The following is an 11,777-nucleotide window of genomic DNA, read 5'->3' as shown; positions in this document are numbered from 1 at the left end:
CCTTTAAATAAAGATTTACCCCCCTTACATTGTAAAGTAGTTATGGCAATTTTGTTCTGAAGGTTTTGAGAAATGACATGCAAGGAAGCTGGTTTCTTTAGCAGTCATTAGAACAGAGAAAACTGCTTTCTTTATTTTAACTAATGTTTGTTAATAATATTTTTTGCTTACTAACACAAATCTTTAACTTCTGAAGAAGGAAGATCGTGTGGGGAAAATCAGTATGCTGAAATTATTATCTTTAGAAAGCTAAAAGCAATAATAACTAGAAAACAAAATGCACAACACCCGGCGAGTTATACTGCTTCTTTTATGCGTTGCCTGTTTATCGGCAGCATTCACTTTGCTTAAGTTAGCAGAGCAGGTAAAAATAATACCTATTGGAGAGGGCTGGGCCAAAAACTCTGTGAATGCTGTTATCTTCCGGCGCAACTCACTTTTTACACATCAGAACACGCAATATACTGCATATTATGATCCGGAGCAGTACCTGGTGCTGGCAAAACGCAAACATGGCTCCGAAAAATGGACTACCAAACGGACAGCATATAAAGGCAAGGCAACAGACGCACATAATACTATTAGTATTGCTGTGGACGGAGACGGCTTCCTGCATGTGTCCTGGGACCATCATGGAAACCAATTGCGCTACGCCCGCAGCACTAAATCGGGTGGGTTGGAGCTAAGCGAGAAAATTCCCATGACAGGCAAAAGCGAAGACAATGTAACCTACCCGGAGTTTTACAAGATGCCTGATGGCAATTTGTTGTTTTTCTATCGTTATGGAGCTTCTGGCAGGGGAAATTTGGTGATAAACAAATACGACATTAAAACCCGCTCCTGGTCACAACTGCAGAACAACCTTATTGACGGAGAGGGAGAACGCAATGCTTACTGGCAAGCCTGTGTAGATAAGAAAGGCATCATACATGTTTCGTGGGTGTGGCGTGAGAGCCCTGATGTAGCCAGTAACCATGACCTCTGCTATGCCCGTTCTATAGACGGAGGTAAAACCTGGCAAAACTCACACGGAGAGCAGTACAAGCTGCCCATTAACGTGAAAACAGCCGAAATAGCTTATGAAATATCGCAGAACAGCGAGCTGATTAACCAGACTTCAATGACCACTGATAGTCAGGGAAATCCTGTTATAGCTACTTATTGGCGTAACCAGAATTCAAAAATACCACAGTACCGCCTGGCTTATCACAACGGGCAGGAGTGGCGTTCGCTTTCTGTATCTTCCCGCACAACGCCTTTTTCACTAAGTGGAGGCGGCACCAAGCGCATTCCTATTTCAAGGCCACAGGTGTTGCTCCGACAGGCGAACCAGAAAGAGCAGGCATATTTAATTTACAGAGATGCAGAACGTGGCGATAAGGTTTCGGTGGCTATTTGCAATGATTTTCCTGAAGCAAAATGGCAGGTCAGCGATCTTACCAAAAATGCAGTTGGCTCCTGGGAACCCTCTTACGACACAGAGTTCTGGAAAAGCAAAGGAGTTCTAAATCTTTTTGTACAGAAAGTAGAGCAGGTAGATAGCGAAGGTGTAGCCAACAGCCAGCCTGAAACAGTAAGCGTGCTGGAGTGGAAGCCAGCAAGTAAATAATTATAGAAGTTTAATAACATAATTGATGATATGGTAAATATACGTTCTTGTTTTAAGGTGCTCCTGCTAAGCGGGCTGTTTCTGCAGGCGGCCTGCAGTAGCAGCAGTACAAGCCAATCTGAGCTTAAAGCGAATCAGGAGACTGTAGCACAGATAGAGAACAATTTTAAGGATGCCGCTGCACAATATAAGGTACTGATGAGCAGACTGCCTGAAGGCCGCTTTCCTAAGACTTACTTTGCCGACAAAGACGAGTTGGAAACCAGTGGCTCAGATTGGTGGGTAAGCGGGTTCTATCCAGGCACGCTGTTATACCTCTACGAAGAAACCGGAGACAAGCAGCTTTATAAGGAGGCTGAACGCATAATGCAACTGCTCGAAAAAGAGCAGTACAACACTACAACCCACGATTTGGGCTTTATGATGTTTTGCAGCTTTGGCAATGCCAACAGAATTGCTCCAAAGCCAGAATACAAGGAAGTGCTGTTAAACAGTGCTCGTTCTCTGGCCAGTCGCTTCGACCCTAAAGTGGGTGCTATTCGTTCCTGGGATTCTAATGCTTCTGATTACCTGGTGATTATTGATAATATGATGAACCTGGAGTTGTTGTTCTGGGCTACGCAGGTTACCGGCGATTCGTCTTTCTATAATATTGCCGTAACACATGCCAACACAACCATTAAAAACCATTTCCGGCCTGACTATAGCTCGTATCATGTTATAAATTATAATCCTGCAACCGGTGCAGTGCAACAAAAACGCACAGCCCAGGGAGCAGCCGACGAATCGGCTTGGGCAAGAGGGCAGGCATGGGGACTGTATGGCTATACGGCTACCTACCGTGCTACAAGAGACAAAAAGTACCTGGAGCAGGCTAAGCATATAGCCGACTTCATTCTGAATCATCCTAACCTTCCAGCCGACAAAATCCCGTACTGGGACTTTAATGCACCTGACATACCAAACGCTCTTCGCGATGTTTCAGCCGGAGCCATTATGGCCTCTGCTTTCTTAGAGCTAAGTCAGTACACAGACAAGGACAGCAGTAAGAAGTATCACGACACCGCAGAAACGATCATTAAAAATTTATCTACAGATAAGTACAAAGCAGCCCCAGGTACAAACGGTGGTTTTATCCTGACGCATAGTGTAGGCCATATACCACAGGGAACAGAAGTTGACGTGCCTTTAACTTATGCCGATTACTATTTTGTTGAAGCAATGAAGCGCTACAAAGAGCTGGGAGAGAAGCCTATGTAGAGCTAATGGGTTATTCATCTGACCTTTAGGACAGCAACATCATCTTGGCCAGAGATTCAGGAAGAGCAATGCCCAACAGATAATTATAAAAACAACTCTGTCTTATTGCAAGCAGATCAATTAAATAACTGAAATAAAAAGCTATGCGTAAAATAATTACACTTTGTTGTTTGCTATGGGGGCGTATGCTGCTGGCACAGCAGGCGGGAAATGAGTGGGAGAACCCTACCGCGATAGAGTTCAACAAAGAGAAGCCCCATGTTACCTTTATGGTATATGACAACGTTGCTGATGCTCGTAAAGATGACTATAGCAAATCTCAGTACCACCAATCGCTGAACGGCTCCTGGAAATTTTCATTAGTGAAAAAGCCAGCCGACAGGCCACAGGATTTTTATAAGGAGAACTTTGACGACAGCAAGTGGTCTACTATACCGGTGCCTTCTAACTGGGAACTGGAGGGGCACGATATTCCGATTTATACCAATGTTACGTATCCTTTCCCGGCTAATCCGCCTTATGTAGATAACAACTACAACCCCGTAGGAACTTATCGCAGAACTTTTACAGTGCCTGCCGCCTGGAACGGCCGTGAGGTAATACTGCACTTTGGCTCTATTTCAGGATATGCGCAGGTATATGTAAACGGGCAGAAAGTAGGTATGACTAAAGCTGCTAAAACTCCTGCAGAGTTTGACATTACCAAGCAGCTTAAAAAAGGAGGTAACCAGCTGGCTGTACAGGTGTTTCGCTGGCACGACGGCAGTTACCTCGAAGACCAGGACTTCTGGCGATTGAGCGGCATAGAGCGAGATGTGTACCTGCAGGCGCTTCCTAAACTAACCCTTTGGGACTTTTTCCTGAGAGGGGACTTAGACAACAAGTATACCAATGGCTTGTTCAATGCTACTGTAGATCTGCGCCAGTTTGAAGGCAGTAACTCAGGCAAAGCAAGTGTAGCTGTAGAGCTTTATGACAGTAAGAACAAAAAGGTATTTACGCAGGAAAAAAACCTGTCAGCAGGAGCAGAAGCCAATAAGCTTGATTTTTCTGGAACGATCAGAAATGTGCAGAAGTGGAGTGGAGAACAGCCAAACCTTTACGACTGTGTAATCACCTTAAAAGATAATAACGGCAAAACACTGGCTGTAACCGGCAGCAAAGTAGGCTTTAGGAAAGTAGAAATAAAGGATTCGCAGCTGCACGTAAACGGAATGCCGATATTAGTGAAAGGTGTGAACCGTCATGAGCATGATGAAACCAAAGGGCACGTGATCAGCAAAGAGTCAATGTTGAAAGACATTGAGCTGATGAAGTTGAACAATATTAATGCTGTGCGCACCAGCCATTATCCGAACGACCCACTCTGGTACAAACTCTGCGACGAGTACGGCATTTATTTAGTAGATGAAGCCAATATTGAAACACATGGTATGGGAGCCTCTCTGCAAGGAAGGTTTGATGAATCTAAGCACCCTGCTTACCTGCCACAGTGGGTGGAGGCTTACGCTGACAGAATCCACCGCATGGTGGAGCGCGACAAGAACCATGCGTCCATCATTATTTGGTCTATGGGAAATGAAACAGGTAACGGGCCAGTGTTCCACGACTCTTACAAGTGGATGAAAGAGCGTGACAATACACGTCCGGTGCAGTTTGAGCAGGCAGGAGAGGAAGAGAATACCGATATTGTTTGCCCGATGTATCCTCCTATAAGATATATGAAATCTTATGCCGCAGATGCAGATAAAAAGCGGCCATTCATTATGTGCGAATACTCACATGCCATGGGTAACAGTAGCGGCAATTTTCAGGAGTATTGGGATATTATTCGGGGCACACCAAAGATGCAGGGCGGTTTTATCTGGGATTGGGTAGACCAGGGGATAAAGACAAAAGACGATAACGGAAACGAGTTCTGGGCCTACGGCGGAGATCTTGGTGGCTATCATTTGCAGAACGACGAAAACTTTAACGCTAACGGGCTAGTAGCTGCTGACCGATCAGTGCATCCGGGTTTATATGAGGTAAAGAAAGTGTACCAGGATATCTTGTTCAGCGCAAAAGATGTTGCGAAAGGAGCAATCACAGTTAAGAACGAATTTAACTTTACGAACCTTAGCAACTACAACTTTAAGTGGCAACTGTTTAAAAACGGTGAATTACAGAAAGAAGGTGATTTTGATGTAAGTCTTGCGCCACATCAGCAAAAAGATGTGAAGCTGAAATTGCCTAAAGTAAATGCCAGGGATGGAGAAGAGTACTTCCTGAACGTGTATGTCTACACCAAAGCCGCCACGAACCTGGTTCCTGCCGGTCATGAAATAGCACGTGAGCAGTTTAGCCTGGGCGAAAGCAATTATTTCGCAGCTTCACCTGCCAAAGGAGAATTAAAAATTAACAGAGACGGCAATAAATTAACGTTTAGCGCAGGAGATGTTGCCGGTGAGTTTGACACAGAAAACGGACGTTTCACTTCTTACAGTAAAGATAATAAGCGTATTATCAGTAGCCTACCGGAGCCTTATTTCTGGCGTGCCCCAACAGATAACGACTTTGGTAACGGTATGCAGTATAAGTCTGGTGTGTGGCGTACGGCGCACGTCAACCGTAAAGTAAAAAGCGTGGATGTAGGGCAGCAGCAGTCTGGAGGGCTTCCTGTTAAAGTTAACTACGAACTGACAGGCATTAATGTACCCTACACAGTAGAGTACCTTATCCAGAATGATGGCTCCATTAGAGTAACAGCTTCTATAGATATGGAAGGAAGAGACCTGCCGGAATTGCCCCGTTTTGGTATGCGCATGGAACTGCCACAACAGTACGATAACCTAAACTACTATGGCCGTGGCCCTTGGGAGAACTATAGCGACCGTAAAACAGCTTCCTTTATTGGCAGCTACGAAGATAAAGTAGAAAATCAGTTTGTTAAAAATTACATACGTCCGCAGGAAAACGGTTACCACACCGATGTGCGCTGGTTAAAGTTAACTAATGGTGCAGGTCAGGGAATATTGGTAGAAGGAATGCAGCCAATCGGCTTTAGTGCCTTAAACTATCAGGCTGAAGACCTGGACCCGGGGCTCACCAAAAAACAACAGCACCCGACAGACATCAAACCAAGAAAAAATGTGTACCTGCACGTGGACCTGAAGCAGCGTGGTGTAGGTGGTGATAACAGTTGGGGTATGCTGCCGCACGAAGAGTACAGGCTGCTGGACACAAAGTATACTTACACTTACCAGATAAGCCTGATTGATGATAAGCAGAACAAAGAGAACCTATAACAGAAGCTAAAAGAAGAAAGGAGCTTTAGATGAATAGATGTTATTACCTGCTGTTGACATTATGTTTTAACATAGGGCTGTTACAGGCACAACAAAAGGAGAATACTTCTTTTAAACCCGGAGAAATCTGGCCGGATACTGACGGTGAACACATTAATGCACATGGCGGTGGCGTGCTTTACCATAAAGGTACATATTACTGGTTCGGGGAGCATAAAACAACAGGCCGTAACGGTAACAGGGCTATGGTAGGAGTCGGCTGCTATTCATCTAAAGATCTTAACAACTGGAAAAACGAGGGCATTGCCTTGCAGGTGGAGGAGCAGGATACTACTTCTGATATCATAAAAGGCTGTATTATCGAAAGGCCTAAAGTTGTTTATAACAACAAGACTAAAAAGTTTGTGATGTGGTTTCACCTGGAGCTGAAAGACCAGGGATATAGTGCAGCACGAACGGCGGTTGCCATTAGCGATACACCTGTGGGACCTTACACTTACCTTAAGTCTTATCGGCCTAATGGAGGGCAATGGCCACTGAATATGCAGGAGGAGTGGAAGCATAAAACGGTAAAAGAAGCTGACCTGAAGGGATGGACTGATGAATGGAAAAAAGAAGTAGCTGAAGGCCTGTTTATCAGGAGAGATTTCGACAAAGGCCAGATGGCACGGGATATGACCGTTTTTGTAGATGATGACGGCAAAGCTTATCACGTACATGCTTCTGAAGAAAACCTCACCTTACACATTTCAGAACTTTCAGACGATTATTTATCTTTTACAGGTAAATGGACTGTGGTGGCACCTGCCGGACATAACGAAGCGCCAGCTATCTGTAAATACAAAGGGAAGTACTATATGATTACCTCCGGCTGTACTGGCTGGGACCCTAATGCTGCCCGGTCTTTTGTGTCAGAATCCATATGGGGGTCATGGAAAGCGTTAGGGAACCCTGCTGTAGGCACAGGTGCCGATCTAACTTTCGAGTCGCAGAGCACTTTTATTCTACCTGTGGCAGGTAAAAAAGACGCTTTTATTTTTATGGCAGATCGTTGGCGACCTAAGAAACCGATAGACGGTCGCTACATCTGGCTACCTTTAATATTTGAGGATGAAAAACCTGTAATAAGGTGGCAGGATGAATGGACCTTGGAAAGTACTTTCGGTAAAAATAAAAGTCAAGCTTTAGGTAAGGCAGATAGCAAATAATAACATTTAACAGTCAGAAAAAGATATGAAATTTATTTCTATACTGTCGATAACCTTTTTAGGACTTGTATCCGGAGGGTATGCGCAACAACAGCTAAACGATACCACAAAAGCGCCTGCGCCAGCATTGCCAGGTGTGTATGCTGATCCTCATATTGCTGTGTTTAATGATAAATTTTACCTGTATCCGACTACAGACGGTACTGAAGGATGGATGTCTACAAACTTTACCTGCTGGTCTTCTAAAGATCTGGTAAACTGGAAAAACGAGGGAGTTATATTGGATCTGCCTAAAGACTTAGCTTGGGCTGATGCCAGAGCATGGGCACCCGCCATTGCCACCAAGAACGGAAAATATTATTATTACTACTCTGCCGATGCCAATATTGGTGTAGCTGTTGCTGATAAGCCTACAGGTCCATTCAAAGATCCGCTGGGCAAACCGTTGGTTGCGAAGGGTGCGCTTCTGGGGCAAATGATAGACCCAATGGTTTTTGTGGATGACGATGGAGCTGCCTATCTGTACTTTGGGCAAGGCAACTGCCATATAGTAAAGTTAAATGAAGACATGGTTTCTTATAATCCTGCTGCCGTTGTTTCATTCAAACCTCAGGGGTATAACGAAGGCTCATTTGTATTCAAGAGAAATGGAAAATATTACCTGATGTGGTCAGAATACGATACCCGCGACCCTCGCTACTCAGTTGCCTATGCCACTTCTGACTCGCCTTTGGGACCCTTTGTGAAAGCTGAAAGTAATCCTGTACTTAAAGGAAAAGGTAGTGTAAAAGGTGCTGGTCATCATTCTGTTGTGAAAGTACCTGGCAAAGATGAATGGTACATTGCCTACCATCGGTTCAAAATTCCTGGCGGTAACGGGTACAACCGTGAAACTTGCATATCTCCGATGCGCTTTGACAGTAAAGGTAATATGTTGCCTGTAGATGTGTTTGAGGCTGTTAAACCAGTTAAGGTTTCTAAGAAAGGCAGAGAAGCAGAACGCTAGTAGTAACTCCCCTGTTTTATCTTAGAACTTGTTATAGATTCAGCTTACTGTTCTAAATACAGGGAAGGTAAGTTGTGTTATAAGTGATGAGAACCTTCTTAAACTTTCTTTCAAGGGTAAAACAGGACAATCAAAATGAGCAAAATTAACTAAACTGGCCTTTGGGCAGCGGAATAGCTGATTTTAGCTGAAATCACCCCCCTAATTTGTTGTTTTGTCCCCCCTATTTACGGTGCATTTATATCATTTTTGTTTAACAAATGTTTGGTAGGGGTGCCATAAAAATGAACAATCAAGCTAAGGATATGTAAAACAGAGAATGCTTTACGAACGCTTATGGAGCCTATATATACAGGTGCCATAAAGCTGCAAGATATGGTGACTTTATCTTTTATCATGAATCCTACAGATTTTAGAAAACCTTTAAGACGATAAACTATGCAACATCATTTACACCAAAAGCTGGGGTACTTACTTATCATCCCTCTTTTTCTATTAGCGATTACAGGGGCTGTGGCTCAGGGTGTTACTGTACAGGGTAAAGTTACAGACGAAAGCGGCCTTGGTTTGCCGGGTGTAACAGTGCTGTTAAAAGGTACCTCTACAGCAGCACCTACAGACGCAAATGGCGCTTATTCTCTTAATGTACCTGATGGTAAGGGTACTTTGGTTTTCTCTTACATTGGCTTTGAAACGCAGGAAGCAGTTATCAATAACAGAACCACAATAGATGTGCAGATGGGAACTGATGCGAAAGCACTTGAGGAAGTAGTGGTGGTAGGTTATGGAACACAAAAGCGATCTGATATAACAGGTTCTGTTGCTTCTGTTCCCAAAGAAAGACTCTCTAATCTTCCTGTTACAGACCTGACACAGGCTATACAAGGCACAACCGCCGGATTGAATATTTCCCAAGGTTCATCTGTGCCAGGGAGTTCAGGAAGTATGCAGATAAGAGGCCAAAACTCTATTAGTGCAAACAACTCTCCTTTTATTGTAGTGGATGGTACCCCGTTCTTTGGCGAAATCAATGATATTAATGCGAATGACATTGAGTCAATCGAAATTCTAAAGGATGCTTCTGCTGTAGCCATTTATGGTACAAGAGGATCTAACGGTGTAATTTTGATTACAACTAAAAGAGGTAAAACCGGAGAGCCAAGAATCAGTTATAGCGGCTATTATGGTGTGGAAGGTTTAGCTCATAAGTTTGAACCAATGTCGCCGGAAGCATATGTGCAAAAGTATAAAGACTATATGATTGCCCAGGAGTTGGAGCAAACGCAGGTACTACCAAATACTTATGAGGTAGATAACTATAATGCGGGACGTACTACAGATTGGCTGGATGCGGCTACTCAAACAGGCAAAATTACAGAACATAATGTAAGTATTGCTGGTGGTACAGATAACCTGCAATACTATGTGACAGGTGGCTACCTTAATCAAAAAGGAGTTATAAAAGGCTACGAGTTCCAGCGTGCTAGTGTCCGGACAAACTTAGACGCGACTTTTACAAAATACCTTAAAGCTGGTACTTCTTTATACTTTGCAGATCATAATTCAGACGGTGGCCGAGCTAACATGCTTAATGCAACTGCTATGAGTCCTTACGGGCAGGTATATAACGAAACAGGTGATTTTGAAATTTACCCAATGTATCCAGAGTTATTATTTGCAAATCCGCTGTTAGGCTTAACAACAGACAGGCTCGACAGACGGAAGTACATAACAGGTACGGCTTATACAGAACTGACTCCTGGGTTTGCAGAAGGATTAAAATACCGCCTAAATGCGTCCTACACTTATGAGATTGGCAGGCAATCAGGTTATACAGGGCGGCAAGCTAATGACTTGGTTGGCTCTGCTTATGCTAATAACAACGAAACGAATAACTGGGTAATTGAAAATATCCTGACGTACACAAAAGATTTTGGTAAACATCATATAGATTTTACAGGGCTATACAGCGCGCAGGGCACAGACTATTTTCAGTCTGGTGCATCTGCTAATACATTCATAAATGATCAATTATCCTTTTATAATCTTGGTGCTGCTGAAAACAGAACCTCTTCTTCAACCAGTAACAGGACTAACCTGCTTTCTCAGATGGGAAGAATCAACTATTCCTATGACAGCCGTTATTTACTTACCTTAACTGCCCGAAGAGACGGCTATTCTGCTTTTGGAGCGAATTCAAGTAAATATGGAGTCTTTCCATCTATGGCCTTAGGCTGGAATATTGCAAACGAAAGTTTTATGCAGGATGCCGGCTTCTTAAACCAGCTTAAACTGAGGTTTTCATACGGACAATCAGGTAACCAAGCTCTTGATCCTAACCAGACAGCCACCACATACAATGCAGTTCGTTTTCCTTTTGGTGGAGCAAGTACTATTGGCGTATTGGCCGCAAGGCTTGGTAACGCTGATCTGAATTGGGAAACAACAACATCGGGAAACATTGGTTTGGATTTCGGATTCCTGGGGAACAGAATTAGTGGTACTTTGGAAGTTTATAATGCAAAAACAGAAGACCTTCTGCTTCAGAGAAATATCCCAAATGTTACAGGTTATTCAAGTGTATGGTATAACCTTGGCAAAGTGAAAAACAGAGGAGTAGAGCTTACGCTAAATACTGTTAACGTTGAGGCTGGAAAGTTCAGATGGGAAACTAATTTAAACTTCACACGAAACAAAAACGAAATTGTAGACCTGTATGGTGATGGTCAGGATGATATAACTAACGGCTGGTTTATTGGCAAATCGCTAGGAGCAGTATATTCCTATAAATGGATAGGTGTATGGCAGGAAGGGGATGAAATACCAGAGTCTATGAACGCCAAGCCAGGAGATTTGAAGTTTGAAGATATAGATGGTGACGGTAAAATAACCGGTGATGACCGAATGTATCTAGGGTCTACAATGCCAAAATGGTATGGCGGCCTTACCAATACCTTCCACTATGGAAACTTCCATTTTAGTGTTTTCCTCCAAACGTCACAAGGCTCCATGAAAGGAAATCCAGATATATATTACGGTGATGAAGCCGGAAAAAGAAACTTACCGGCTGAGGTTGGCTACTGGACGCCTGAGAACAGAAGTAACGAGTGGCCATCACTTAGCTACAGAAATCCGCATGGCTACAACTTTGCCAGAGACAATAGCTATGTAAGGATAAAAGATGCCCGCTTAAGCTATACGGTGCCGCAAACCTTTTTAGATAAATATGGCATTGGCGGCCTGACAATTTATGCAGCCGGAAGAAACCTCTATACTTTCACGGATTGGGTAGGATGGGATCCGGAGAGTAACCAATCATCAAGAGGTTCTGGAGATTGGACTAATAATTACCCGCTCGTCAGATCTGTTTCTCTCGGAGTTAACCTGACGCTATAATCACAATATTA

At 43.6% G+C, this 11,777-nt stretch carries 6 protein-coding genes; all 6 read left to right on the top strand.

The features are described from left to right. Nucleotides 1-343 precede the first annotated feature (343 nt). The 6 genes from LN995_RS04210 to LN995_RS04185 all read left to right on the top strand — a co-directional run bounded on the left by LN995_RS04210 (nt 344) and on the right by LN995_RS04185 (nt 11,766). Nucleotides 344-1,609: a BNR repeat-containing protein gene (locus LN995_RS04210; protein ID WP_229958672.1), complete on the top strand. Its 1,266-nt coding sequence runs from the start codon at nt 344-346 to the stop codon at nt 1,607-1,609. Between the two features lie 30 nt (nt 1,610-1,639). Further along, nucleotides 1,640-2,869, top strand: a complete 1,230-nt coding sequence (locus tag LN995_RS04205; RefSeq protein WP_229958670.1) for a glycoside hydrolase family 88 protein — start codon at nt 1,640-1,642, stop codon at nt 2,867-2,869. A gap of 143 nt (nt 2,870-3,012) precedes the next feature. After that, complete coding sequence (locus LN995_RS04200) at nt 3,013-6,156, top strand: glycoside hydrolase family 2 TIM barrel-domain containing protein (protein ID WP_229958669.1); 3,144 nt, start codon at nt 3,013-3,015, stop codon at nt 6,154-6,156. Nucleotides 6,157-6,185: 29 nt separating this feature from the next. Beyond that, the gene (locus LN995_RS04195) at nt 6,186-7,364 is read left to right on the top strand and encodes a glycoside hydrolase family 43 protein (protein WP_229958667.1); all 1,179 of its coding nucleotides are present in this window, start codon (nt 6,186-6,188) and stop codon (nt 7,362-7,364) included. Nucleotides 7,365-7,389: 25 nt separating this feature from the next. After that, nucleotides 7,390-8,370 carry a family 43 glycosylhydrolase gene (locus LN995_RS04190; RefSeq protein WP_229958665.1) on the top strand — a complete coding sequence of 327 codons (981 nt, stop codon included), beginning with the start codon at nt 7,390-7,392 and terminating at the stop codon, nt 8,368-8,370. Between the two features lie 438 nt (nt 8,371-8,808). Then, entirely contained in the window at nt 8,809-11,766 is a 2,958-nt protein-coding gene (locus LN995_RS04185) for a SusC/RagA family TonB-linked outer membrane protein (protein WP_229958662.1), read from the top strand. The last annotated feature ends 11 nt before the right edge of the window (nt 11,767-11,777 follow it).

This window comes from Pontibacter silvestris, from assembly GCF_020907275.1.
Lineage (GTDB): Bacteria > Bacteroidota > Bacteroidia > Cytophagales > Hymenobacteraceae > Pontibacter > Pontibacter silvestris.
Note: the sequence above shows the minus strand (reverse complement) of the source record. Positions and strands in the feature narration are given on the sequence as shown.

Bases quoted from the DNA above. Each gene is read 5' to 3' on its own strand.
- LN995_RS04205 (WP_229958670.1), top strand. From the start codon at position 1,640: ATGGTAAATATACGTTCTTGTTTTAAGGTGCTCCTGCTAAGCGGGCTG.
- LN995_RS04200 (WP_229958669.1), top strand. From the start codon at position 3,013: ATGCGTAAAATAATTACACTTTGTTGTTTGCTATGGGGGCGTATGCTG.
- LN995_RS04195 (WP_229958667.1), top strand. From the start codon at position 6,186: ATGAATAGATGTTATTACCTGCTGTTGACATTATGTTTTAACATAGGG.
- LN995_RS04190 (WP_229958665.1), top strand. From the start codon at position 7,390: ATGAAATTTATTTCTATACTGTCGATAACCTTTTTAGGACTTGTATCC.
- LN995_RS04185 (WP_229958662.1), top strand. From the start codon at position 8,809: ATGCAACATCATTTACACCAAAAGCTGGGGTACTTACTTATCATCCCT.